Source organism: Paenisporosarcina sp. TG20 (genome assembly GCF_000286315.1).
Lineage (GTDB): Bacteria > Bacillota > Bacilli > Bacillales_A > Planococcaceae > Paenisporosarcina.
The window spans coordinates 1-25,153 of record NZ_ALJG01000352.1 but is presented as its reverse complement, the minus strand read 5'-3'; the positions used below and the strand labels follow the sequence as shown (position 1 = coordinate 25,153).

The following is a 25,153-nucleotide window of genomic DNA, read 5'->3' as shown; positions in this document are numbered from 1 at the left end:
AAGATGAACTGTGAGTGTAATGGACCTATTTAGACTAGACGGAAAAACCGCAATTGTAACGGGAGGCGGCAGAGGTCTTGGAGCCTTAATTGCAGAAGCTTTCGCTGAAGCAGGAGCAAATGTGGTTGTGTGTTCACGAAAACTTGAAGCATGTGAAGAAGTGAGCGAAAAACTGAAGTCTCTTGGTGTAAGGTCACTCGCGCTGACTTGTGACGTTACAAATCCAGAAGATGTAAAAAATGTGATTGCAAAAACGATGGAAAAATTCGGTACTGTTGATATCCTAGTCAATAACTCAGGTGCTACGTGGGGAGCACCTGCAGCAGAAATGCCATTTGAAGCATGGAAAAAAGTCATGGATGTAAATGTCAATGGGACATTCCTGATGAGCCAGGAAGCTGGGAAAGTGATGATTGAACAAGGTAGCGGGAAAATTATTAACATTTCCTCCGTAGCGGGACTTGGAGGAACTGACCCACGCTTTATGGACACGATAGGCTACAACACCTCAAAAGGGGCTGTCATTACATTCACTAAGGACTTAGCCGCCAAATGGGGACAGCACAATATCAATGTCAATGCGATTGCACCTGGATTTTTCCCAACGAAAATGTCTAAGGTTCTTATTGAACAGGGAGGCAAACAGATCCTTAACTTGACACCATTGAAACGCTTTGGAAAAGATGAAGATTTAAAAGGGGTTGCTCTTTTCCTCGCTGCAAAAGCATCTGATTATATAACTGGAGATGTAGTTGTCGTCGATGGCGGTATGCATGCTATTTAAAAACAACAAAAAATTGGAGGAGATTTTATGAAACTGAAAAATGATAGGTTTAACCATTACCCTCAGGAGATTGCCGCTAATATAGAGTTGCCGACCAAAAAAATGCCGGATTTTTTAGCAGAAACTACTTTAAAAATACCAGATCATGTAGCCATTAAGTTTTATCAAAAAGAGATGACGTTTCATCAACTACACGGTATTTCTACCGTTTTCGGCTCGTCTTTACAGCAGCAAGGTGTGGAAAAAGGTGACAGAGTTGCGATAATGCTACCCAATTGTCCGCAATACATCATTTCTTACTTTGGCATATTAAAAGTGGGTGCCATTGTTACGCAAGTGAACCCGATGCTGTTAGAGAATGAACTCACTTATCTCCTAAAAGACTCTGGAGCTGAAACAATCGTAGTGTATGAACCACTCTATCCGCGAATTAAAGCAATTGCAAAATATACTTCAATAAAAACGATTATCGTGGTCAGTTTTGCACCTGAAAACCTTAAGCTTGAAGAAGATATGACGTTTGAAGGATTTGTTGCAAAAGGTGATGGAAAACTTATTCCAGTTATCATTGACCCAGTGGAAGATGTGGCGGTTTTGCAGTATACAGGTGGCACAACAGGGCTGTCAAAAGGTGCCATGTTGACCCATAGCAATATAACGGTTAATGCATTACAATCATATGAATTTTTTAAACAAGAAATTAATTTTGGAGAAGACAGTTGCTTAACAGTCATTCCGCTGTTTCATGTGTTTGCCATGACGTCTTCAATGAATTTATCTATTTTAACTGGTGCCAAAAATATACTGTTGCCACGGTTTGATCTTGAAGAAGTTTTGCAGACTATTAAAACAGAACAACCAACGACTTTTCCAGGTGTACCGACCATGTATATTGCATTAACCAATCACCCTGATGCAGAGAAATATGGGATTGATAGCATTCGATTGTGCAACAGTGGTAGCGCACCAATGCCTATAGAAACGATGAAAGAATTTGAGCGGAAGACTGGAGCTAAAATCTTAGAAGGCTATGGCTTGTCGGAAGCCTCACCAGTTACACATTGTAATCCACCTTTTGCAGAACGGAAACCAGGAAGCATTGGTATAGGTTATCCTTCCACAGAATATAAAATTATGGATCTTGCAACAGGTGAAGAGGAAGTACCAACTGGAGAACCAGGGGAATTAATTATCCGTGGCCCACAAGTTATGAAAGGATACTGGAATATGCCTGAAGAGACTGCTAATGCGTTGCGTGATGGTTGGCTTTACACAGGTGATATCGCAAAAATGGATGAAGAAGGTTATGTATATATAGTGGACCGTAAAAAGGATCTTATTATTTCTAGTGGCTATAATGTGTACCCTCGCGATGTCGAAGAAGTACTGTACGAACATCCTGCTGTCCAGGAAGCAGTTGCAATTGGCATTGCCGATCCATACCGAGGAGAAAGTGTAAAAGCAATTATTGTTAAAAAAGCGGGACAGGATGCTACTGAAGAAGAAATAATTGAATGGTCTAAAGGAAAAATGGCAGCATATAGAGTACCAAAAGTAATTGAATTTCGAACAGAACTTCCAAAAACTAATGTTGGGAAAATTCTACGACGAGCACTCCGTGATGAAATAAGTGTGAAAAAATAAAGAGAATTGCAGGGTATCGACATGAAGGCCAAACTAACACAACAAAGCATACTGCTATTTGAAGAACAAGGGTTTATCGAAACCTCTATTCAAGATATCGTTGATGCGGTTAGCGTGACAAAAGGAACATTCTACTATTATTTCACTAGCAAAGAACAACTGTTAATGGATATTCATTCAAGCTACATTAACGAGCTTTTGAATAGGCAAGAAATGATTAGTCAAAGTTCTATAAACAGCAGAGAAAAGATTAAGAGAATTGTGGAACTTCTAGTTTCCGATATCGAGTATTACCGCCCAAGCGCCCGTGTATTTTTTCGTGAAATGCGCCATCTCACAGCTTTAAATGCTGATGAAATCAAGCAAAAAAGAGAAACATTTCGTTTGAAAATAGAACAAATACTTTATGAGGGAATAGAGAACGGCAACTTTCGAAATAATCTACAGCCTGAAATAGTGGCTTTCGCTATTCTTGGTATCACAAACTGGAGCTATCAATGGTTTAACCCGAAAGGAAAAACCACTGCAAAAGATCTATCCGAAATTTACACAGAAATGATTTTAATAGGCATTAAATGAGCGAAAGGACAGCTCCTAATAGCGGCTGTCCCCTACATACTAACTAATCAGTATTGAAAGTGGGGACTCAAGTGACAAATCATAAAATTTCTAACATAAGCGTCATTGGTGCTGGGCAGATGGGACACCAGATTGCCATGCTATGTGCACTGGGTGGGTTTGAAACCATTAATCAAGATATAAACGGTGAGACCCTTAATAAAGCAAAAGAAGATCTTGATAAGTTGATGAATCAGTGGGTGAAGAAAGGAAAAATTACCGAGGATGAAAAATCGGTAGCTTTTAGTAAACTAACCTTTACCCAAAGTCTAGAAGAAGCTGCAATGAATGCAGATTTCGTTATTGAAGCTGTAGTCGAAAAACTTGAAGTAAAACGTGAGATTTTCCGTCAGTTGGATAAACTCGCATCGAAGCACACCATTTTTGCTACCAATAGTTCAACAATCGTCAATTCTATGATTGCCGAAGTGACATCTCGACCTGCTCAAGTATGCAATATGCACTTCTTTTTCCCACCGCTGGTCATGGATTGTGTTGAAGTCGTCATGAGCGATAATACATCGGATCAAACAGCACAGGTGGCGTTGGCAGTATGTGAGCAGATGAACCGGACTGGCGTGTTACTGCGAAAAGAAATTTCCGGATTTGTTGCAAACCGAATTTTGGGGGCATCGCAAAAAGAAGCCATGAATCTATATGAAGATGGAATCGCTGACTTTAGGGATATTGACTTTATTGTGAAAAAAGCATTAGGCCACAGGATAGGTCCATTTGAACTAATGGATTTGTCAGGGATTGATGTTGTGCAATTTGTGATGGAACAACGGTATGCAGAAACTGGAAATTCAGCAGATAAGCCACCAATATTCATTACAGAAAAAGTGAAGTCTGGTCTTCTCGGACGCAAAACTGGAGAAGGATTTTACCAGTACTCGAAAGAGAGTATAAAAAACGATAAATAAAAGACTTAATAAGAAGTTATTTGATTATCGATAGTAGGTATTCGTAAAGGAGTGAGGTCTTTGGTATTTGAAACAGCAGTGAAAGTACGTTTTTGCGAAACTGATGCACTTGGGCATATCAGCAATATTAGCTATTTTATTTATTTGGAGGAAGCCCGGACCGATTTTTTCGGAGAACTTGGTTTTGAAATGGGTGTTGGTGAATGGAAGTTTATCCTTGCATCATCTAAATGCGACTTTATTTCTCAAGGCCACTTTAATCAGAAGCTGACAGTGATTTCAGAAGTCGGTAAGATTGGAAACTCCAGTTTTACCATACTCCATAAGATTGTTGATGATAGCGGGAAACATATTGCCAATGGGGAAGCAATAATTGTTTATTTCGATTTCAATGAACAAAAAAGCGAAAAATTACCGGAGTGGTTTAGAAGTGAATTGGAAAAGTACAAGTCAGAAAAATAAAAAGGGATGGTGTGATGAATGACTCCGAAAGTGAGCGATACAATTCCAGTAAGGCATGGTGAAGAACTAGACAGTTCAAAACTCGAGAAATTTCTTCGAGAAAATATTGTAGATCTGCCAATAGGAGATCTTGAAATTCGACAGTTCGGTACAGGGCATTCAAATTTGACTTATGTACTTAAGATAAATGAGTGGGATGCAGTACTCAGGCGTCCGCCACTAGGTCCAGTTGCTCCGAAAGCCCATGATATGAAAAGGGAGTATCATATCCTTTCTGCGCTTAATCCTATATTTTCGGCTGCACCAAAAGTATACGTTTTTTCAGATAATCCAGATATCGTTGGAAGTCCGTTTTTCATCATGGAGCGGCGTCACGGGGTAGTGCTTGACACGTCTTTTCCAGATGGGATAGAACCATCGGAAGCACTTTGTCGGCAGATTTCTGAAAAAATGGTCGATACGCTAGTTGAACTGCATGCACTTGATTATACTAAGACGCCTCTAGTAGAGATAGCGAAACCAGAGGGATTTATGGAGCGTCAGGTGCATGGATGGATTGGGCGGTATGAGCGAGCAAAAACGGATGAGATTGATGAAGTAGAGGAATTGAAGGAATGGATGGCAGCGAATATTCCAGTGTCGCAAGCACCAGCTATTATTCACTATGACTTTAAACTAAACAATTCGATGTTTTCGGAAGACTTTACTGAACTGACTGGGCTTTTCGACTGGGAAATGACAACCGTCGGCGACCCTCTAGCAGATTTAGGCGTCGCGATGAGTTACTGGATTCACGAGGATGATCCGGAACTATTAAAACGGGGACTCGGAACTGCACCGGTTACAGTTCTTAATGGATTTTACAGTCGTGAAGAGTTTATCGAAAGTTACGCAAGGAAAAGCGGACGTGATGTGTCAGAGATGAACTTCTATCTAACATTTGCCTACTTTAAACTGTCAGTCATTATTCAGCAGATATACTACCGATATAAAAAAGGGCAGACACAGGATACCCGGTTTGCCAATTTTAATAAATTTTCAAAAAATCTTATCCAACATGCGCTTATGACAGCTAAGAGGAAGTGAAGAAATGCCAAAACTTCATCTATTACTAAAGAAAGAAGAAATTGATGAAATCAAAATAGGGGAAAACAAAACAGCCGTTATTTTTGACGTGTTACTTGCGACATCAACCATTACGGCCTGTTTCTTGCATGGTGTCAAAGACATGATTCCTGTCTTGAATGAGGAAGAAGCAAGGGCTGAAGCTAAAGGACTGGAAGAAGATAGCTTTAAACTGGTCGGTGAGTTTAACGGCAAAACGATCGAAGGCTTTTTGGATCCAAACCCTCTTCAACTGAAGTCTCAAATTAAAGGTAAAACAGTTATATTATCTACGACAAATGGCACTGTCGCCATACGAAAAGCAGCCAGTGCAAATATGGTATATATCGCTTCCTTGCTGAACGGATATGCAGCGGCGAAAAAAATAGCAACTGCTCATATGGGAGAGACAATTGTCGCTGTCTGTTCGGGTTCAGGAGGAGAATTTTGTATGGAAGACTTCTACGGGGCAGGATATTTCATCGATTGTCTCATGCGTGATACAGATCATTGGGAACTAACTGATTCGGCTAAAGCCGCCCATATATTTTATCAGACAAACGCAGATCGCGCAGAGGACATTTTAATAGCATCACGTGTAGGTACTATTTTAATGAGACATGGATTTGAAGATGAAATACATTTTATTGCCAAACGAGGCATTGTTCCTTTCGTGCCATGGTTAAAAGACGGAAGGCTTATTGCTGAAGGAGATGAAAAAAATGGGACATGAAAAATTGGCATATGGCGGTGCCGGCTTCCTATATGGTTCGTCACAACCAAAACAGATATTCACACCTGAAGAATTTACAGAAGAACATCAGATGATTGGACAAACAGCAAAACGTTTTTTGGAGAAAGAAGTACGACCAAACAACGATGCGATTGAAAACCAAGATTTCAGACTAGTGAAAGAATTACTTTTGAAAGCAGGAAACCTTGGACTTCTGGGGCATAGTATTCCTGAAAAATACGGGGGCCTCGGCCTGGATAAAATCAGTAAAGGTCTGGTCGGTGAATCACTCGGACCGGCGGGTGGATATGGTGTCGCTCAGTCGAACCATACCTGTATTGCAACGCTCCCGATTACCTATTTCGGAACACAAGCTCAAAAAGAGAAATATTTACCAAAACTCGCATCTGGTGAATTTATCGGTGCTTACTGCCTTACAGAACCTAATGCAGGTTCAGACGCTTTGTCAGCGCAGACAACGGCTCGTCTGAATGAAGCGGGTACGCATTACGCATTAAACGGCACGAAAATGTTTATCACAAATGCAGCGTTTTCTGATACATTTATCGTCTATGCGAAAGTAAACGGCACTGCATTTACAGCCTTTATCGTTGAAAAGGATTTTCCAGGATTATCACTTGGTGCAGAAGAACAGAAAATGGGTATAAAAGGATCATCGACCAGGGCGGTAATTTTGGAAGATTGTGAAGTTCCAGTAGAGAACCTGCTGGGTGAAGTTGGAAAGGGACATGTTATTGCACTTAACGTACTTAACCTTGGTCGGTTCAATCTCGGTTCCGCTTGTACGGGCGCTGCTAAATTTGGTCTGGAGCTAGCACTTGGATATGTAAACCAGCGTAGTCAATTTGGCAAAAAAATCGCTGAATTCACGGCAACACAAGAAAAAATTGCGAATATGGCCATTCGAATTTTTGCTTCCGAATCGCTTCAGTACCGGACAGCGGGTTACTTGGAAGAGGCACTTGGAGGTCTGTATGACTCAAATGACCATGGTCTAATAGCAAAACGGATGATGGAATATGCCGTTGAATGTGCAGTGTGTAAAGTCTATGGTTCCGAAACACTTGATTTCGTGGCTGATGAAACACTTCAGCTGCATGGTGGCTATGGCTTCATCAAAGAATATAAAGTAGAGCAGATGTACCGCGATTCACGGATTAATCGGATTTTCGAAGGTACAAATGAAATTAATCGCCTGCTGATACCTTCTAATTTTCTGAAGGGGGCCGCTAAAGGGATCATTCCACTAAGGGAACTAGTTGAAAAAGCGGTAGCGGAAATCAAAGCACCAAACAATGAATTATCCGGTATATTGGCTCGCGAAATAGAAGCACTGAATGCAATTCGACGAGTATTTCTATTATGTGCAGGGTCTGCTTTACAAGCATTCGGTACAAAACTTGCAGAAGAGCAGGAAACACTTATGAGACTTGCAGACATTGCTATTACACTTTACGCATCAGAGTCTGCTGTTCTTCGAGCTGCTAAAGCGGTCGAAGAGAACGGTGAGGATTTTGAACAATTAAAAATTAAATTAGCAAAAGCTTTAGTCAATGACGCGTTACTTGAAGTTGAAATGATTGCAAGGAAGCTTCTTCAAAACACCGAGACTGGTGAAAAGATGAAAAAAGTCAGCTCAGTCGTGTCGCTAGAGCTAAGTCGATTACAGCAAGAAGGCGGTAATGAGACGAAAAGAACGATTGCGAGTCACTTATTAAAAACTGAACGATATACGTGCTAAGGGGGAGAAAGAATGGGAAATGAACATGTAATAGTTAACTTAAAAGGCTCTGTACTATCATTGCAAATGAATCGTCCAGAAAGCTTAAATGCATTTAGTCCAGAAATGATTGAACAATTAACAGCTGAAATTATTGGGGCTGGAGAAAATCCAGACGTTGGATCTGTAATACTTTCGGGGGCAGGTCGTTCATTTTCTGCAGGTGGAGATGTCAAGACGATGGGCAAGGTCGGACCTAGCCAAACTTATGATCATATCGGTAAATTAAACAAACTTATTCTTGCAATGCAGGAGCTTGAAAAACCAATTATAGCCGCTGTTCATGGCTTTGCAGCAGGAGCTGCATTTAACCTTGCATTAGCTTGCGATATCATTTTAGCCGCTGAAGATAGCAAATTAGTCATGAGCTTTTCTCAAGTAGGATTAATTTCAGACGGTGGCGGGCTGTATTTCCTTCCTCGCCTAATCGGACCATATCGTGCGAAAGAACTATTCTTCAGTGGAAAACCAATATCGGCTAATCAAGCACATGAATGGGGAATTATAAATCACCTATATCCACTAGAAAAATTAGAAAATGAAGCGTTTAAATATGCTGAAGAGCTTGCAAATGGCCCAGCTCAAGCTTATGGATTCATCAAAAAGATTACAGATCAATCTTCAATGTCTAGTCTATCGGAAATCCTTGAACAAGAGAGAATCACGCAAGCAATGATGGTAACAACGGATGATCATTTGGAAGGCATCACGGCGTTTAAAGAAAAAAGAAAACCAATCTTTAAAAGAAAGCAGGCAGTATTATGAAGGTTATAAAACTTGAAGAATACGGCGGACCTGAAGTGTTGAAGCTTGAAGAAATGGATATGCCAAAACCGGCTGAAAGAGAAGTAATTATTGAAGTGAAAGCTATTGGTGTTAATTACGCGGATACTGCACGCCGTGAAGGACAATATGTCATACCTACTCCACTTCCTTTTATTCCAGGAGCAGAAGTGGCTGGAATAATTACAGAAATAGGTAATGGAGTTAAGTCATTTCAGGTAGGGATGCGTGTGGTATCACTTATTGAGTCAGGCGGGTATGCAGAATTCGTTGCGATTCCTGAAAGTGCACTTATTGCAATTCCTGATGATGTAGATTTCTCAAAAGCTGTGGCACTACCACTTCAAGGACTTAGTGCTTATCATATTTTAAAAACAATGGGTCGTCTTGAAAAAGGAGAAAGTGTCCTTATTCACGCAGCAGCAGGAGGCGTGGGATCAATCGCCGTTCAACTCGCGAAAATATTTGGAGCTAGTAAAATCATTGCGACAGCAAGTAGTGATGAAAAACTAAAACATGCACAAAAATTGGGCGCTACACACTTAGTGAATTATACGGAAGATGGTTGGGAAGAAAAAGTAAAAGCACTGACGGACGGAAAAGGTGTCGACGTCGCGCTCGAAATGGTCGGCGGCGAAGTATTCAATAAGACGGTTAAATGCCTTGCTCCTTTTGGACGTCTTGTCATATTTGGTGCAGCAAGCGGAGAGCAGGCATCTTTCAACCCAGGCCTGTTAATGCGGAAAAACCAGTCTGTCATCGGCTTTTTCTTACCCCAGATTATGAGAAAGCCAGAACTTTTTCAACGTAGTCTAGTAGAGCTTCTCGGTTACGTGAATAGTGGAGAACTCGAATTGATAGTTGGAGGAAATTATCCACTTGCTGAAGCGGCAGAGGTTCACCAACTCTTACAAGGTAGGAAAACGATTGGAAAACTAGTATTGAATCCATAATATACGAGGTGGTAGAAATAGATAAAGAGAGATTCGAATTTTATTCAATCTCTTTTTATCCACCTATTTTAGCGATAAATGGCAAGGGGGAAAATGATTGAATACAGCTCACTTTGAATTTTGGCCTAGTAGAATATCTAAGACCTTAACTGTTCCGAATACAACCCTATTTGATAATTTAGCTATTTCCGCCAAAAAGTATCCTGATAAAATTGCGTTGTATTACTATGGGGCTCGCTATACTTATAGTCAATTAATTGAAGAAGTGGAAGCGCTTTCAGGATATTTAGAGAACAAAATGAACGTTTTAAAAGGGGAGCATATACTGTTGTTTATGCAAAACTCTCCGCAATTTGTAATAAGTTATTACGCTATATTACGGATGGGTGCTGTAGTCGTTCCAATCAACCCGATGAATACTGCAGAAGAGCTTTCTTTTTACATTAAGGATTGCTCTATCCGTAACGGAATCGTAGGTCAAGAATTGTATAGTCGTATTGCTGAACTTAAAAACTCTACTTCACTTACGGTCATTACTACTGCTTATTCGGAATATGCTGGTGAAGGCGATGGACTCGGTAAATTACCAGCTGATGTTACAGAACCTCTACGGGTATATGAAGGGACCATTCCTTGGAAAGAAGTGTTTCAAGCTGATTTCAAACCTACACCCTATACAGGGAAAACGGAAGATATTGTTGTTTTGCCTTATACGTCCGGCACGACCGGCTTACCGAAAGGATGCGTGCACACGAATCGATCGGTACAGGCCAATACAGTTGGTACTTACCACTGGATGAATACAACCTCTGATGCGGTATCTTTAATGACATTACCGCTCTTTCACGTAACAGGAATGATTCACAGTATGCATACACCAATCTACGCAGGGGGTTCAATGGTGGTGATGACTCGCTGGGACCGAGATTACGCGTCAAAAGCAATTGAAAAATATGGCTGTACTCATTGGATTAATATCAGCACAATGGTCATCGATTTTTTATCGAACCCGAATCTATCTAAATACGACCTTTCATCTCTTTTGGCAATCGGAGGTGGGGGTGCTCCACTTCCAGCCGCAGTCGGAGAAAAATTGACCAATATCACTGGATTACAATATGTTGAAGGATACGGTTTATCGGAAACAATATCCCAAACACATTTTAATCCTCCTGATCGACCGAAGCTTCAATGTTTGGGAATTCCATCGTTTGATGTTGATGCCCGCGTGATTGAACCATCTAGTGGAAGAGAATTAGGAGCGGGTGAAGAAGGAGAACTTGTCGTAAGTGGACCTCAATTATTTCAAGGATATCTTAATCGTGATGATGAGAATAGGAATTCATTTATCAATTTGGACGGAAAATCATTTTTTCGAACCGGTGATATTGTCAAAATGGATGAAGAAGGATACTTTTTCATCGTGGATCGCGTCAAGCGAATGATTAATGCTTCCGGCTTTAAAGTTTGGCCGACAGAGGTAGAGTCATTGCTTTATAAACATCCGGCAATCCAGCAAGCTTGTGTCGTAGGCATACCTGATCCCCGGAGAGGCGAAACAGTTAAAGCCTTTGTCATCTTAAATGAAGGACTGGAAGGAAAAGTTTCTGAAGAAGAAATAATTGAATGGTCAAAACATGAAATGGCTGCCTATAAATATCCACGTGTTATCGAATTTCGAAAAACATTACCGACAACGAGCAGTGGCAAAATTCTGTGGCGTAAACTGAAAGATGAAGAACAAGAAAAATCAGAGGAGGTTTTTAAATGAGTAAACAAGTGGAAACAGTAACAGGACCAATCGCTCCAGAAGCTATGGGGAAAACTTTGATTCATGAGCATTTTATCTTTGGCTATCCGGGATTTCAAGGAGATAGCACACTAGGACCATTTAATCATGAAAAAGCAGTTGAAGCTGGCATCGCCGCAGCCGAGAAAATGATGAGTCATGGTGTCAAAACCGTCGTTGATCCGACTCCAAACGAATGCGGACGTAATCCTGAAGTCCTAAAAGAAATTTCACAACGGAGCGGCCTGCAGATTATTTGTGCTACCGGCTTTTATTATGAAGGTGAAGGAGCACCACCTTACTTTAAATTCCGGGCGTCACTTGGAAGCGCAGAACAGGAAATCAGCGAAATGTTTATGAAGGAAATTAAAGATGGTATCGGACAGACCAACATTAAACCTGGAATTATCAAGTTGGCATCCAGTAAAGATGTAATCACTGATTATGAAAAAATGTTCTTTAGAGCTGCAGCAAAAGCACAACAGGAAACTGGCATCACTGTGTTGACTCATACTCAGGAAGGGACGATGGGACCTGAGCAAGCGCAACTTCTTGTTGAACTGGGTGCAGATCCTTCCAGTATCGTCATAGGACATATGTGTGGAAATACTGACCCTGCTTATCATAAACGTACACTTGAAACAGGCGTAAATATCGCATTAGATCGCTTCGGTCTTCAAGGTATGGTTGGGGCTCCTTTTGATCAGCAACGAATTAAACTTCTGTTGGAGTTGTTGGCAGAGGGGTATGAGGATCAAATTATGCTGTCACATGACTCCATCACCATGTGGTTAGGACGTCCCCCGGTTATTCCTGCTGCTGCTGAAGCTGGAGTCGCCAATTGGCATCCAACGTATATTTTTGAACAAGTGATTCCCCAACTCCAACAAGCGGGAGCAACAGAAGATCAGCTAAGTAAGTTATTCTTGGAAAATCCTAAAAAACTGTTTGCAGGTTTGGCTGTAACTGTTTAAATAACTAGAAGGCCAGGAAATCTGGCCTTTTTTCTAAGGTAAAGAAAATAAGTGTATAAATTTAGTGAGCCATGAATCCAGTATTTTAAGGAGTAGGTTCTAGTATGATACCGCTGATTTGCGCTCCAGGCGGAAATCATACCGGAAATTAAAGTGGATACTGTGTATTTCTTAAAGGACCGGCGTACTTTGCCGGTTTTTTCCTATGAAAAGAATACTAAAAGTAATTCAAGATATAGGAGTAAAAAGAAACTCAAAAATGTGCAAGTTTTTTGATTAACCTCTCTATTTGAGATTCTTTGGCTTATGTTTACTAGAACAGATGAGTAAAAGGACTCGTTTGAAATGCTTTTCAACTGATAAAATAATTCATATAAAAAAAGAAAAGCAGGTAGATTCATAAAAGAATCTACCTGCTTTTTGATGTTTTATTCCGTTACACTTATCTTTTTCACATAAGTTTCTACTTCTTGAGAGGTAGACATAGAGAGGATAGTCTCAGTGTGTCGTTCCATCTCCTTTTTTGATAACTTCAGAATTTGTGAACGTGCTTTTAATATAGAAGAAGCACTCATAGAAAACTCATCAAGTCCGAGTCCCAAAAGGATTGGAATCGCGATTTCATCCCCTGCCATTTCGCCACACATGCCTACCCATTTTCCTTCTTTATGCGCTGCATCAATGACAATTTTCACGAGTCGAAGGATGGCAGGGTTAAACGGTTGGTAAAGGTAGGAAACACGTTCATTCATCCGATCAGCCGCCATTGTATACTGAATCAAATCGTTTGTACCAATCGAAAAGAAGTCTACTTCTTTGGCAAAAATATCGGCCATGACAGCAGTTGAAGGAATTTCAACCATGATTCCGACTTCGATCGTTTTACTAATTGCAATATTTTTTTTTTCAAGTTTCGCTTTTTCATCAAGGAAAAGCGTTTTTGCCTGACGGAATTCCTCAATGGTTGCAATCATCGGGAACATAATCTTCAAATTTCCATGGATACTAGCGCGCAGCAATGCACGAAGTTGTGTTCTAAACATTTCCTCCATTTCTAAGCACAGACGAATGGCCCGAAAACCTAAAAACGGATTCATTTCTTTTGGTAGTTTTAAGTAAGAGAGTTCTTTGTCGCCACCAATATCAAGCGTGCGAACAACTGTCGGTTTACCATTCATTTGTTTTAGAACTGATGCATAAGCCTCTACTTGTTCATCTTCTGCGGGAAACTGATTGCGCCCCATGTAAAGGAATTCGGTTCGGTATAAACCAATTGCTTCACCACCGTGTTCAAGAACACCAGCTACATCTTTTGGCGTCCCAATATTTGCTCCGAGTTCCACATGATAACCATCAGAAGTAATGGTAGGTTCATTTTTTAATTTTGCCCATTCAGATTTTTGCTGTTCATATCTTGCTTTTTTATCCTCATAACTGGCGATTGTCTTCTGATCTGGATTAACAATTATGTCGCCTTCCAGTCCGTCCACAATCACAATCATTCCGTTTTGAATAGAAGACATAACCGTTTTTGCCCCAACAACAGCTGGGATTTCTAATGTACGGGCTAGGATGGCAGAATGCGATGTACGTCCTCCGATATCCGTAATAAAGCCTTTTACATATTGTGGGTTCAACTGAACAGTATCTGAAGGAGTCAAATCTTCTGCAATGATAATCACTTCGTCTGTAATCATACTAGGATTTTGAATGGATACACCTAATAGATGTGCTAATACACGTTTTGTAACGTCCCGGATGTCCGCTGCACGTTCCTTCATATAATCATTGTCCATTGATTCAAATAATCCAATGAACATATTAGCGGTTTCTTGTAAGGCAAACTCTGCATTCACATTTTCTAATTTGATTTTTTCAGTGATGGGTCCAAGTAATTCTGGATCACTTAACACGAGAAGATGAGCGCTGAAAATAGCGGCTTCTTCATCATTCATTTGTTGAGCTGTTTGCGCTTTAATTTTTTCAAGTTCTGATTTCGATTGGTCCAGAGCTGATTCGAAGCGTTTCAGCTCCGCATTACTATTTGAAATAGACGTTTTTTTAACAATTAATTCCGGATTTTCAAGTCTGAAAGCTTTGGCAATGGCAATTCCATTTGATGCTGCAATTCCGGATAGTCTTTGATTCATTAGTTTCCAATTCCTTGTGTTTCCATAATCTCTGCTACTTTCGCCATTGCATGTTCTTCATCTTCTCCGTTAGCTGATATGGTAATACTCGCACCAGATGAAACGCCTAGAGACATGACACCTAATATCGATTTTAAATTAACTTTTTTATCATTCCACTCAAGTGTAATTTCCGACTTATATGGAGCAAGAGCCCCTACTAATACTGCCGCTGGACGAGCATGAATACCTTCTGCTGATGTGATGTTATATTGTTTTTCAATCATTGAAATTCCTCCTCTTATTTTATGGTCAATGTATGACAATCAAATTTTCTGAATGATTATGACCGCTTATGATTGATTATGATTGATTTTGGAAGCGATTTCAAGTATTATCTATTTTAATAATAATAAAGAAGGTGACAAGATGTTAACCAATGAACGTTATGGAATTATCTTAGGCTTATTGGCTAAAAAGCAAACAATTAAAATACAAGATATTGTAGACGCTACTGGCTCTTCAGAATCGACGATAAGAAGAGATCTGACCGAGCTCGAAAATCAAAATAGATTAGAACGGGTCTTCGGTGGAGCTATGTTAACGGATAGAAATTCATTAGAACCTAGCATCTTAGATAAGTCGACCAAGAATCTTCAAGAGAAAAAACGCTTAGCTAAATTTGCTGCATCGTTCATTAAAGAAGGAGACTGCATTTTTCTTGATGCTGGTAGTACAACATTTCAAATGATACCTCATATGAAAGACAAAGACATAGTTGTTGTCACAAATGGACTCACTCATGTTGACTCACTTAACGAGTATGGCATTACTACCTACTTGACAGGTGGCTTAATTAAGTCCAGGACCGCAGCACTTGTCGGTTCCCAAACTATTCAATCGTTACAAAGCTATCGATTTGATAAATGTTTTCTTGGTGTAAATGGTTTTCATGAACAGTATGGATATACGACACCGGATCCTGAAGAGGCATCAATAAAAAGACTTGCTAGTTCACTTTCAAGAAAAACTTATGTGGTGACAGATCATACCAAATATGAAAAAGTAAGTTTTTCTAAAATAATTGATCTGGAATATGCCGTTCTAATTGTGGACAATCTGTCATTACAAACCATTGAGTCATTGAGGAATAAGACAACTGTAAAGGTGGAGAAGACATGATTTATACATGCACATTTACACCATCGCTTGACTACACCACATTCTTATCGGATTTTAAAACTGGTCAATTAAATCGTTCTAATGAAGTGTTTTACTATCCAGGGGGCAAAGGGATTAACGTATCGCGCGTTTTAAAACGCTTAGGTGTCAATAACATTGCACTTGGATTTGCTGGTGGATTCACGGGAAACTACATTGAACAGTTTCTTATGAAGGAAGGCATTCATACCGATTTTATTCAGACGGATGAAATAACACGAATTAATGTGAAAATTAAAGCATCGGAAGAAACGGAATTGAACGGGCCCGGTCCAGTCATTAATACTCAGCAACAAAATGTACTATTGGACAAAATCAAAACAATGAAACAAGGTGATTGGTTTGTCCTTGCTGGAAGTTTACCAGAGTCGATTCCTGACACATTTTTTATGGAAATCGCTTCAACTTGTAATGATAAGGATGTCCATTTCGTACTAGATACATCCGGACCTGCACTTAAAAAGTTGGTGCTTAAAAAACCATTTTTAATCAAACCGAACGAACATGAGCTAGGGGAATTATTTGAGACGATCATTACAACTAAAGAAGAAGCTTGCCATTATGCAAAAAAACTAGTGGATATAGGTGTTCAAAACGTAGTTGTTTCAATGGGAAAAGAAGGTGCACTTCTTGTCACAAAAAACCTTGTCGTTTCCGCTGAAGTTCCGAAAGGGAAAGTTGTTAACACTGTAGGTGCTGGAGATTCACTTGTATCAGGATTTATCGCATCATTCATTAAAAATCAAGATGTAATAATGGCATTTCGATATGGTGTGGCAAGTGGAAGTGCCACCGCTTTTCAATCAGACTTATGTGAGAAAAGTGATGTTGAAGCATTGGTAGAACAAGTAATAATACACCCAATCCATGAACAGGACGTGACAAAATGAAAATTACACAATTGTTAACTAAAAGCACCATTATCTTGGATTTAAAAGCAGATTCCAAGAAGGCTGTTTTAACAGAATTGATAGATCAACTAGGCAGGGCAAATAAGCTGACAGATAAAAAAGCATTCACGAAAGACATATTAGCACGTGAAGAGCAAAGTACAACTGGAATTGGTGATGGCATAGCTATTCCCCACGCAAAATCTACCGCAGTAAAAGAACCTGCGATCGCATTTGGACGATCACTTACTGGGATTGACTATGAGTCACTTGACGGACAACCTGCACATTTGTTCTTCATGATTGCTGCAAGCGAAGGTGCTAATAATGATCATTTAGACGCACTTTCAAGGTTGGCCACTTTTTTGATGGATCAAAACTTTAGACAAAAAATTCTCGAAGCAACTTCTATTGGGGATGTATTAAGAGCAGTGACAGAAAAGGAATCTGAAGTAGATGGAACAGACGTAGCAATTGAAACAGAAGTAAAACAAGGTACAGGTACATCCAAGAAAATTTTAGCCGTTACTGCTTGCCCAACAGGGATTGCCCATACATACATGGCGGCCGAAAAGCTTAAAGAACGTGCAAAGGAATTGGGCATTTCTCTCAAAGTTGAAACTAACGGTTCAAGTGGTGCGAAAAACCGCTTGACAGACGCTGATATTGCTGGTGCAGATGCCATTATTGTGGCTGCAGACACTAAAGTGGAAATGGCACGTTTCAATGGAAAACCCGTCATTCAGACGAAGGTGGGTAAGGCAATCTACGAGACAGATACCTTGCTGAATCGAGCAATCACAAATGATGCACCGATTTATCGCCATGACTCATCTAAAGAAGAAGAATCTGGAACTGAATTGAGTAATGGATTTTATAAACACTTAATGAATGGCGTTTCTAACATGTTGCCTTTTGTCGTTGGTGGCGGGATATTAATTGCCCTTTCGTTTTTCTGGGGAATTGAGTCTGGTAATCCAGATAGCCCAGAATACAATGCATTTGCAGCAATGTTAAGCACAATCGGTGGAGCAAAAGCATTCTTCTTAATGGTTCCAGTTCTAGCTGGATTTATCGCAAGTAGTATAGCTGATCGTCCAGGATTTGCGCCAGGTATGATTGGTGGATTAATCGCAATTACTGTAACAGGTGTAGAAGGGGCGAGTGGAGGATCTGGTTTTCTAGGCGGGATTATCGCTGGTTTCCTTGCAGGATACGTCACTTTGTTCGTTAAGAAAATGTTCGCTCGTTTACCAGATTCACTTGAAGGTTTAAAGCCTGTATTATTTTTCCCGGTTTTCAGTATTGCGATTACCGGTATAGTCATGATGCTTGTAAATCCACAATTAACAAAAGTATATACGGGAATATCTTCATTTTTAGAAGGATTAGGTGGAACCAACGCAATTCTTGTCGGTCTCATCTTAGGCGGGATGATGGCTATCGATATGGGTGGTCCAATCAATAAAGCCGCATACACATTCGGCCTTGCAATGCTAGATGCAGAAAACTTCACGTATATTGCAACAGTCATGGCCGCAGGTATGGTACCTCCACTCGGGATGGCGTTAGCAACGACATTGTTCAAAAACCGGTTCACAAAACCGGAAAGAGAAGCAGGGAAAACAGCTTATGTTCTAGGAGCATGCTTTATTACTGAAGGAGTTATCCCATTCGCAGCAGCTGACCCAGCTCGTGTCATTCCATCTGCAGTAACAGGTGCAGCTTTAACTGGTGGACTTGTAATGTTATTCGACATCGCTCTTCGCGCACCACATGGTGGAGTATTCGTCATGGTACTGGTTGACGGAGGCATAGCGAAAATCTTGCTCTATGCATTAGCAATCATTGCTGGTTCAGTTGTCACAGCAGTAATGGCAGGTTTACTGAAAAATAAAATTGCATAAGAATTTATTAATCCACCTTATAGTGCGTGTTCAAAAAGGAGCATAAAAAGAGCCGAGTAGGTCGAGGCGGCGTAGCCTTCGAGCACCGGAGCGTATGGTGTTGATACGTGAGGAGCAGAGAAGCAAGCCAACGAAGAGATACGACAGCTATTTTTAGCGGACTTTTTGAACAACCTCTTATACTCATATTAGAGTATAAGGTGGATTTTTTATTATGGATTGGGTTGTCTGGGATAACAGGTGAGGTATCTTAGTGTGAGGTACATGAGAATAACAAGATAACGCGGATTGTTGTAAGGTTTCTTAACTGAAACACTTTGCACAGTAGAGTTGGGACCTATATGATACAATTGTGATAGTAAGTAAATATTAACTTGAACTACGTGAATTCATCTAATTTTACACTTCGAAATATTCCTAAGAAGGTGCAAGACATTTGAAAATCAAAATTAATCAAAAAATAATAAAAGAAATGTGCGGAACAGTCTCCTTCAAAAAAGGAGACTCTTTTTATCGTGCTAATAATGTTACATTTGAAAGTTATAGTCCAGGTTACTGCGAAGCAATAGTTAAAGGTACTGAAGACTTTTATGTCACCATTGAAAAGGATAAAAACGGAGGGATTAAACCCAAATGCAGCTGTCCTAAACTAGCTTCCTATCAAAAAAGTTGTCAGCATATTGCTGCCGTTTTACTGTCAATTTCCGAACATCAACTGCAAGAAACCTTTCCTATTATTGCAAATGAACAACTGACAACTCAAAAAGCACTAACTGAGGGTTTTCTATCCATTTTCAATAAACAACCAATACGTTCAAGTAATCATCAACTACACTTTGAACAAAGGGAAATGTTGGATGTAGAGTTTATATATCAGCCAGTCCACTTAGGTCGAGGACAGTATAAGTTTGGAATAAAAGTTAAGATTGGTTCAACATTTGTACCGAATATTAGAGATTTTCTATTGAAAATAAAAGAAGGAATTCCCACAGTTCTTTCTATTTCATTTACTTACGACCAAAGTATTCACTGCTTTCAACAAGAATCAAATAATGTTTTTCAGAAACTCATAGCAATAGTGAACGATGAACAGCTCTACATAGATGGTTTGTTGGATGAATCAGACTTAGTGCGAAACAATCAACTATTATTAATTCCTCCTTCTGCATGGGAAAGGCTTTTGCCAATACTAGAAAAAGCACCAAATCTAAAGTTAGAATATGATGGACAATCATATGAAGGCCTTCACTTAACCAAAGAACCGCTTTCTTTACAGTTTGATATTGCTGAAGCTGAGGGCTCAGCCTATGAAATGAGAATTCATGGAATGAATCAATTAGTTGTGCTAAATTCATATAGTTCTGTCCTCTCCGAAGGGAAAATAATCCGTATGAAAAGCGAGGACAGTAACCGTCTATCTGATTTGAAAGAAATGCTAGATGTTTCTGGGTCTAATCAAATTCTTATACCTCATGAACAAATAGACGTTTTTCTGGAAAAAGTAGTTCCGGATTTAAAGAGACTAGGTGACGTGCTACTACCTGCAGCTATGTCCAAAAAGTTTGATAAGACACCTTTAAAAATCAAGCTTTACTTGGACCGTGTAAAAGATCGTTTGCTTGCTGGATTGGAGTTTCACTATGGAAGCATTGTAATTGATCCTTTTGAAACTCGGGAATTATTGTTGGACTCCATGTTTAGTAGAGATTTAGAGAAAGAAAATTTAATCCTCCAGAAGATGGACGATAGTTTGTTCATCAAGACGGCCGGAGGTTATTTTTTACATGATGAAGAGTTAGAGTATTCGTTTTTGTATCATGTCATTCCCGAAATCCAAAGTCTTGTAGAAATATACGCAACCACTGCAGTCAGAAATCGAATCTTTAAAGAAAATGCTCGTCCTCGGATTAGAGTAAAGGTACAAAAAGAACGTACCAATTGGCTTGAATTCAAATTTGAAATGGATGGAATTCCTGAAAAACATATACGTGACATTCTGCTAGCTTTAGAAGAAAAACGGAAGTATTATCGTTTGCGAAATGGATCACTTCTTTCATTGGAGACAAGGGAATTTGAAGAAATTCAGCGTTTCCTAAATGCATACCCAGTCCAAAATGAGGATTTAGAAAACGGTATAAGTTTACCAATCATTAAGGGACTCCAACTGTTTAACTCCATTGATGAAAATTCGTATCTTTTAGAAGAATCGTTCACGAAATTCTTGCATAACATTCAAAATCCCGGTAGTTTAGAGTTCCAAGTTCCAAATAGCCTTGAGTTGATATTACGCGAATATCAAAAACAAGGATATAAATGGATGAAAACGCTAGCGAGCTATGGATTTGGAGGAATTCTTGCAGATGATATGGGTCTTGGAAAAACGCTACAAAGTATCGCTTTTATTCAATCAGAACTTAAAGACATCAAAAACAACAAGCATCCAGTCCTTGTTGTTTGCCCATCATCTTTAACTTATAACTGGCTTAATGAACTAACGAAATTTTCCCCAAATATACAAGCTGTTGTAATTGACGGAAATAAGGCAGAAAGGACTAAAATTTTAAAGGTTGCACTAGAAGTGGATGTTGTCATTATCTCTTATCCTTTATTACGAAAGGATATTTCGTGGTTTGAGAAACAAACTTTTCACACTGTGTTTTTTGATGAGGCACAAGCATTTAAAAATCATTGGACACAAACAGCACGAGCGGTAAAGAAGATACAGGCAAATTACCGCTTCGCTCTAACTGGTACACCAGTAGAAAACTCACTTGAAGAATTATGGTCGATTTTTCATGTGGTCTTTCCTGAACTATTTATGGGTTTTAAGGAATATAGTAACCTTTCCAAGGAAACAATTGGTCGCAGAATTAAACCATTTTTACTCCGCAGATTAAAGGAGGATGTACTACCAGAGCTTCCTGATAAGATCGAATCCACTGAATCAATCGAGTTGCTTCCTGATCAGAAAAAGCTTTATGCTGCTTATTTGGCGAAACTTAAACATGATACGTTGAAACATCTGGACAAAGATAGTATCAGAAAAAACCGCATTAAAATTTTGGCTGGTTTGACTCGTTTACGGCAGATTTGTTGTCATCCAGTATTATTTGTAGATGATTATAAAGGAAGCTCAGCAAAATTCGAACAATTGTTGGAGATTGTGGAGGAATCCCAAATAGCAGGGAGGAGGGTGTTGATTTTCTCCCAATTCACTAAAATGCTTGAACTAATAGGGAGGGAGCTGGCAATTCAAGGGCACCCATATTTCTATCTTGATGGAAAAACTCCATCCAAGGAACGAGTGGATACCTGCAATCGATTTAATGATGGCGAACGGGATCTGTTCCTCATTTCCTTGAAAGCAGGAGGGACAGGCCTAAATTTAACGGGTGCTGACACGGTTATCCTATATGATAATTGGTGGAATCCAGCAGTAGAGGAGCAAGCTGCTGATCGTGCCCATCGCATGGGACAGACCAATGTTGTTCAAGTCATCAAGCTTGTTGCACGAGGGACAATTGAAGAAAAAATGAATGAACTGCAAGAGAAAAAGAAACTGCTCATTGAAGAAATTTTCGATCCTGAAGGAAAAGTTTCACCAACACTTACTGAAGAGGACATTAGGTCAATATTGATGTTGTAAGAGTTGGAAAACTTATGAGGTTATACGAAGTAAACCTTTAATATCCACAAATCGCCTTTCTGTCCATTTATACAATAAAACCACCTATTTGATGTTAAATCAAAATAGGTGGTTTTATTTTTAGTAATTTTGTTCATAAATTAAAATATTTCACTATTGATTAGATCTGCGATAAGGATATATCTGTCTGGTGCACTTCCAATGAAATCAAAAGGATAACAAGTGGTTACGGTTAAAACTGCATCGTCTGTTGGTGTAATGATGGTTTTATCATATTGATCAACTATTTTAATTTCCTTTATCTCATATGTAAACACACCTGCTGAAGTTTTCACGATAAGTTGATCTTGAAGTTTCAACTGCCCTAATTTCCTAAATACAGTGTCCCGGTGTCCTGACAATACGGAATTATCATTTTCACCTGGTAGCACACTTTGGGCAAAGTGACCTATACCTCTTTTTAATTCATCCTCATCTGTTCCATGAAATATAGGTATAGTTTGATTTAATGCTGGAATCGTTAAACTCCCAATGTCTTCTCCTACTGTTGGTCTTATAGGGTACAATATTTTTTTTTCTCCAACTTCATTAGAGATAGAAGGGAGGTTAACGGTTTCGAGTTGTTCTTTAATTGGTATAATTGGTGCAGACATTGAAACTTTATTTCCATAAATTTCAAATGACGACCAAATAATAAAACTAATCCCCAGGATCAATAATCCCAGGGACAGCAAATGAAAACCTTTAAACTTTCTTATAGATGGACGTTTTCTATTCATAAATCTTCTTTCTTATCAAGAACGTTATACCTAATAGCGATAGAACTGTTCCAACAAGAAGTAAATTATACCAAGGTGTAGATGTGTCTGGTAGTGTTCCTCCTGAAACAGTAGGTACAGACACTGTACATGATGCTAAATCGACAACTTCTCCATTATTATCTGGAATAAATTGTACATCAACTTTGTAAGTACCGACTGGTACATTAACTGCTGTATAGGTTATTTCTTCACTGCCTTTTACTTCGTAAGTTTTCCCACCTACATTAAATACCCAAGTACCTGTTGCTTTTGTATCATTAGGTAGCACAGCATGAATAATCAAATTTCCTTTTGAGTTCAATTCAACACTCACTAAGGGAGAAGGACATTCTGCTTTGATTGGACTATAGCCAGGTTCAGGTACTGGTACAGGATCTGGCTCTGGTGTTGGTACTGGATCCGGTTCAGGTGCGGGTACTGGATCAGGTTCTGGTGCCGGTACTGGATCTGGTTCTGGTGCGGGTACTGGATCCGGTTCAGGTGCTGGCACTGGATCTGGTTCTGGTGCGGGTACTGGATCCGGTTCTGGTTCTGTTATAGCTGTACAGGTTGTTGGAACGTTAATTCTTGTATTAGCTGCATTAGCTGTAACTGCAGTTTGTGCAAGAATTCTGCCGTTAGTCGTTGAGTTAGCACCAAGCGTAATTGCTGATTTACTCATTAAAGTTCCCTCAAGGGTACTGTTTGCTCCGATGGTTGCAACATTTGCTACCCAGAAGATATTACAAGCTTGAGCGCCACCCATTAAATTAATTTTAGTGTCTGCCGCAGTAGTAAACGCTCCACCAATTTGAAAAATATAAACCCCGTTGCCGTCAAGTATGATATCTGAACCAATTGATGCAGCTTTAGTAAAATTGTAAACCCCTGGAGTTAATGTTTGACCTCCAAGATCAGATGTTACAGGTGTAAAATCAGCTACTTGAGATTCTGCAGCGACAATAGCTGAGCCTAAATCTGAAAAGGCTGCTTTATATGCGTCATTCGCTATATTTATTACCCCTTTAACATCCGCATCTCCTGTTTTTGAATTAATTCCAAAATCCCCATTTATATGGGTTTCACCGGTAACTGTTGCCGTATCTCCTAAAATACCATAAGAACTCGCTGTGTTAAGATCAGGTGCTGTACCAGCTGCACCTACTGGTAATGAAAAGACTGTAAACGAAAGCAAAAAAATAAGTAAGAATGATGTCGATTTAATATAACTTAATTTCATGAGTCACCTCTTTCTCTTAATAGTAGTTACTATATTACATATATCCAATTTAACCCAAAACAATCAATCTTAATCAAGAACAAAAAATGATAGTCTTTTAAAGTAAACAAAAAAGTGGGGACAAAAATCAAATAGCAACTGGAGACGAATAATTACCTATGAAAAAAGGGGCATTTTCTCATTAAAGAAAATCTTACCAACCCAAATATCATTTGTCAAAGACATTTGGAGAGTTTTGTAGATAGTTGAAACTATGTGCCTAAATATAAATAAAATTGTCGAAAACACTTACTTTACCTATGTAAATAATCATATTAAATTAAATCCTCAATTGCAATATTAAATGCAACAGAAGTGAAAAACCAAGTAAACCGCTAATTTGATGCTAATAAGAATAAGACTAAGCAACGGTACTAGAGTAGCTGACTCGCAACTTTACATGGAGAGGCGGGCATGATAGTCTTGGCAGGCAAAAGCCAGTTCACTCTGCTGGGGGTTCAAGGCTTGGGAGTCATACCCGCAGAGGCTCCTTGTCAAGTTGCTAAACAACGCATGTCGTCCTTGCCAGAAACCAATTGTAATAGCTCGCCCTGGAAACATTCTTCAGGCGTACGGTACCCAAGAATTCTGCGCGGAAGCCGGTTGCACCAATTCTCAACATATGTAACTGTTACATCAGAAACTGCTGAAATGGCCTTCCCTTTGGGAATGAAGCGACGTATCAATCCATTATGGCGTTCATTCGTCCCACG

General features: G+C 39.5%; 20 protein-coding genes and 1 pseudogene. 16 read left to right on the top strand and 5 right to left on the bottom strand.

Annotation, left to right across the window (positions count from 1 at the left end; all coding sequences use genetic code 11):
- Positions 1-10 precede the first annotated feature (10 nt).
- The 12 genes from B371_RS0117390 (at position 11) to B371_RS0117335 (ending at position 12,568) form a co-directional block, all read left to right on the top strand.
- The gene (locus tag B371_RS0117390; RefSeq protein WP_019415592.1) at positions 11-784 is read left to right on the top strand and encodes an SDR family oxidoreductase; all 774 of its coding nucleotides are present in this window, start codon (positions 11-13) and stop codon (positions 782-784) included.
- A gap of 27 nt (positions 785-811) precedes the next feature.
- Entirely contained in the window at positions 812-2,428 is a 1,617-nt protein-coding gene (locus tag B371_RS0117385; RefSeq protein WP_019415591.1) for a long-chain fatty acid--CoA ligase, read from the top strand.
- A 21-nt stretch (positions 2,429-2,449) separates the two neighbouring features.
- Positions 2,450-3,007, top strand: coding sequence for a TetR/AcrR family transcriptional regulator (locus B371_RS0117380; protein ID WP_019415590.1), 558 nt, complete (start codon positions 2,450-2,452; stop codon positions 3,005-3,007).
- Positions 3,008-3,078: 71 nt separating this feature from the next.
- Positions 3,079-3,969 carry a 3-hydroxyacyl-CoA dehydrogenase family protein gene (locus B371_RS0117375; RefSeq protein ID WP_019415589.1) on the top strand — a complete coding sequence of 297 codons (891 nt, stop codon included), beginning with the start codon at positions 3,079-3,081 and terminating at the stop codon, positions 3,967-3,969.
- Between the two features lie 60 nt (positions 3,970-4,029).
- Entirely contained in the window at positions 4,030-4,431 is a 402-nt protein-coding gene (locus B371_RS0117370; RefSeq protein ID WP_019415588.1) for a thioesterase family protein, read from the top strand.
- Positions 4,432-4,449: 18 nt separating this feature from the next.
- Positions 4,450-5,517 carry a phosphotransferase family protein gene (locus B371_RS0117365; RefSeq protein ID WP_019415587.1) on the top strand — a complete coding sequence of 356 codons (1,068 nt, stop codon included), beginning with the start codon at positions 4,450-4,452 and terminating at the stop codon, positions 5,515-5,517.
- A 4-nt stretch (positions 5,518-5,521) separates the two neighbouring features.
- A complete protein-coding gene (locus B371_RS0117360) occupies positions 5,522-6,268 on the top strand; it encodes a 2-phosphosulfolactate phosphatase (protein WP_019415586.1) in 747 nt (248 codons plus the stop codon).
- Positions 6,258-8,030: an acyl-CoA dehydrogenase family protein gene (locus B371_RS0117355; protein ID WP_019415585.1), complete on the top strand. Its 1,773-nt coding sequence runs from the start codon at positions 6,258-6,260 to the stop codon at positions 8,028-8,030. Before B371_RS0117360 ends, B371_RS0117355 begins: the two co-directional genes overlap by 11 nt.
- A 12-nt stretch (positions 8,031-8,042) precedes the next feature.
- Positions 8,043-8,834, top strand: coding sequence for an enoyl-CoA hydratase/isomerase family protein (locus B371_RS0117350; RefSeq protein ID WP_019415584.1), 792 nt, complete (start codon positions 8,043-8,045; stop codon positions 8,832-8,834).
- On the top strand, positions 8,831-9,805 hold the full coding sequence (locus B371_RS0117345; protein ID WP_019415583.1) for an NADPH:quinone oxidoreductase family protein: 975 nt from the start codon (positions 8,831-8,833) through the stop codon (positions 9,803-9,805). The genes B371_RS0117350 and B371_RS0117345 overlap by 4 nt, the downstream gene beginning before the upstream one ends.
- A 97-nt stretch (positions 9,806-9,902) precedes the next feature.
- Positions 9,903-11,576 carry a long-chain fatty acid--CoA ligase gene (locus tag B371_RS0117340; RefSeq protein WP_019415582.1) on the top strand — a complete coding sequence of 558 codons (1,674 nt, stop codon included), beginning with the start codon at positions 9,903-9,905 and terminating at the stop codon, positions 11,574-11,576.
- Complete coding sequence (locus B371_RS0117335; RefSeq protein ID WP_019415581.1) at positions 11,573-12,568, top strand: phosphotriesterase; 996 nt, start codon at positions 11,573-11,575, stop codon at positions 12,566-12,568. The genes B371_RS0117340 and B371_RS0117335 overlap by 4 nt, the downstream gene beginning before the upstream one ends.
- A 428-nt stretch (positions 12,569-12,996) precedes the next feature.
- Here B371_RS0117335 and ptsP read toward each other — a convergent pair whose 3' ends face one another.
- Together ptsP and B371_RS0117325 are read right to left on the bottom strand one after the other, a co-directional pair.
- Positions 12,997-14,718 (bottom strand): phosphoenolpyruvate--protein phosphotransferase, encoded by a 1,722-nt coding sequence (ptsP, locus tag B371_RS0117330; protein ID WP_019415580.1) that lies wholly within the window; start codon positions 14,716-14,718, stop codon positions 12,997-12,999.
- On the bottom strand, positions 14,718-14,984 hold the full coding sequence (locus tag B371_RS0117325; RefSeq protein WP_019415579.1) for a phosphocarrier protein HPr: 267 nt from the start codon (positions 14,982-14,984) through the stop codon (positions 14,718-14,720). The genes ptsP and B371_RS0117325 overlap by 1 nt, the downstream gene beginning before the upstream one ends.
- Before the next feature lie 142 nt (positions 14,985-15,126).
- Here B371_RS0117325 and B371_RS0117320 point away from each other — a divergent pair, with 142 nt between their 5' ends.
- The 4 genes from B371_RS0117320 to B371_RS0117305 all read left to right on the top strand — a co-directional run bounded on the left by B371_RS0117320 (position 15,127) and on the right by B371_RS0117305 (position 22,361).
- Positions 15,127-15,879: a DeoR/GlpR family DNA-binding transcription regulator gene (locus B371_RS0117320; protein WP_019415578.1), complete on the top strand. Its 753-nt coding sequence runs from the start codon at positions 15,127-15,129 to the stop codon at positions 15,877-15,879.
- Complete coding sequence (pfkB, locus tag B371_RS0117315; RefSeq protein WP_019415577.1) at positions 15,876-16,808, top strand: 1-phosphofructokinase; 933 nt, start codon at positions 15,876-15,878, stop codon at positions 16,806-16,808. The genes B371_RS0117320 and pfkB overlap by 4 nt, the downstream gene beginning before the upstream one ends.
- Complete coding sequence (locus B371_RS0117310; RefSeq protein ID WP_019415576.1) at positions 16,805-18,715, top strand: fructose-specific PTS transporter subunit EIIC; 1,911 nt, start codon at positions 16,805-16,807, stop codon at positions 18,713-18,715. Before pfkB ends, B371_RS0117310 begins: the two co-directional genes overlap by 4 nt.
- A gap of 436 nt (positions 18,716-19,151) precedes the next feature.
- Complete coding sequence (locus B371_RS0117305; RefSeq protein ID WP_019415575.1) at positions 19,152-22,361, top strand: DEAD/DEAH box helicase; 3,210 nt, start codon at positions 19,152-19,154, stop codon at positions 22,359-22,361.
- A 140-nt stretch (positions 22,362-22,501) separates the two neighbouring features.
- On the opposite strand, the gene B371_RS0117300 is transcribed toward B371_RS0117305, so the two are convergent.
- From B371_RS0117300 to B371_RS24165, 3 genes and pseudogenes are all read right to left on the bottom strand, one after another.
- Positions 22,502-23,140 (bottom strand): class D sortase, encoded by a 639-nt coding sequence (locus B371_RS0117300; protein WP_019415574.1) that lies wholly within the window; start codon positions 23,138-23,140, stop codon positions 22,502-22,504.
- Positions 23,133-24,401 carry an ice-binding family protein gene (locus B371_RS22545; protein ID WP_019415573.1) on the bottom strand — a complete coding sequence of 423 codons (1,269 nt, stop codon included), beginning with the start codon at positions 24,399-24,401 and terminating at the stop codon, positions 23,133-23,135. Before B371_RS22545 ends, B371_RS0117300 begins: the two co-directional genes overlap by 8 nt.
- A 533-nt stretch (positions 24,402-24,934) precedes the next feature.
- Positions 24,935-25,153: pseudogene (locus B371_RS24165) on the bottom strand (hypothetical protein); the annotation flags it as partial.

Excerpts from the sequence above, each read along its gene's own strand:
- B371_RS0117385 (WP_019415591.1), top strand. The coding sequence starts at position 812 with ATGAAACTGAAAAATGATAGGTTTAACCATTACCCTCAGGAGATTGCC.
- B371_RS0117380 (WP_019415590.1), top strand. The coding sequence starts at position 2,450 with ATGAAGGCCAAACTAACACAACAAAGCATACTGCTATTTGAAGAACAA.
- B371_RS0117365 (WP_019415587.1), top strand. The coding sequence starts at position 4,450 with ATGACTCCGAAAGTGAGCGATACAATTCCAGTAAGGCATGGTGAAGAA.
- B371_RS0117360 (WP_019415586.1), top strand. The coding sequence starts at position 5,522 with ATGCCAAAACTTCATCTATTACTAAAGAAAGAAGAAATTGATGAAATC.
- B371_RS0117355 (WP_019415585.1), top strand. The coding sequence starts at position 6,258 with ATGGGACATGAAAAATTGGCATATGGCGGTGCCGGCTTCCTATATGGT.
- B371_RS0117350 (WP_019415584.1), top strand. The coding sequence starts at position 8,043 with ATGGGAAATGAACATGTAATAGTTAACTTAAAAGGCTCTGTACTATCA.
- B371_RS0117345 (WP_019415583.1), top strand. The coding sequence starts at position 8,831 with ATGAAGGTTATAAAACTTGAAGAATACGGCGGACCTGAAGTGTTGAAG.
- B371_RS0117335 (WP_019415581.1), top strand. The coding sequence starts at position 11,573 with ATGAGTAAACAAGTGGAAACAGTAACAGGACCAATCGCTCCAGAAGCT.
- ptsP (WP_019415580.1), bottom strand. The coding sequence starts at position 14,718 with ATGAATCAAAGACTATCCGGAATTGCAGCATCAAATGGAATTGCCATT.
- B371_RS0117325 (WP_019415579.1), bottom strand. The coding sequence starts at position 14,984 with ATGATTGAAAAACAATATAACATCACATCAGCAGAAGGTATTCATGCT.
- B371_RS0117320 (WP_019415578.1), top strand. The coding sequence starts at position 15,127 with ATGTTAACCAATGAACGTTATGGAATTATCTTAGGCTTATTGGCTAAA.
- pfkB (WP_019415577.1), top strand. The coding sequence starts at position 15,876 with ATGATTTATACATGCACATTTACACCATCGCTTGACTACACCACATTC.
- B371_RS0117310 (WP_019415576.1), top strand. The coding sequence starts at position 16,805 with ATGAAAATTACACAATTGTTAACTAAAAGCACCATTATCTTGGATTTA.
- B371_RS0117300 (WP_019415574.1), bottom strand. The coding sequence starts at position 23,140 with ATGAATAGAAAACGTCCATCTATAAGAAAGTTTAAAGGTTTTCATTTG.
- B371_RS22545 (WP_019415573.1), bottom strand. The coding sequence starts at position 24,401 with ATGAAATTAAGTTATATTAAATCGACATCATTCTTACTTATTTTTTTG.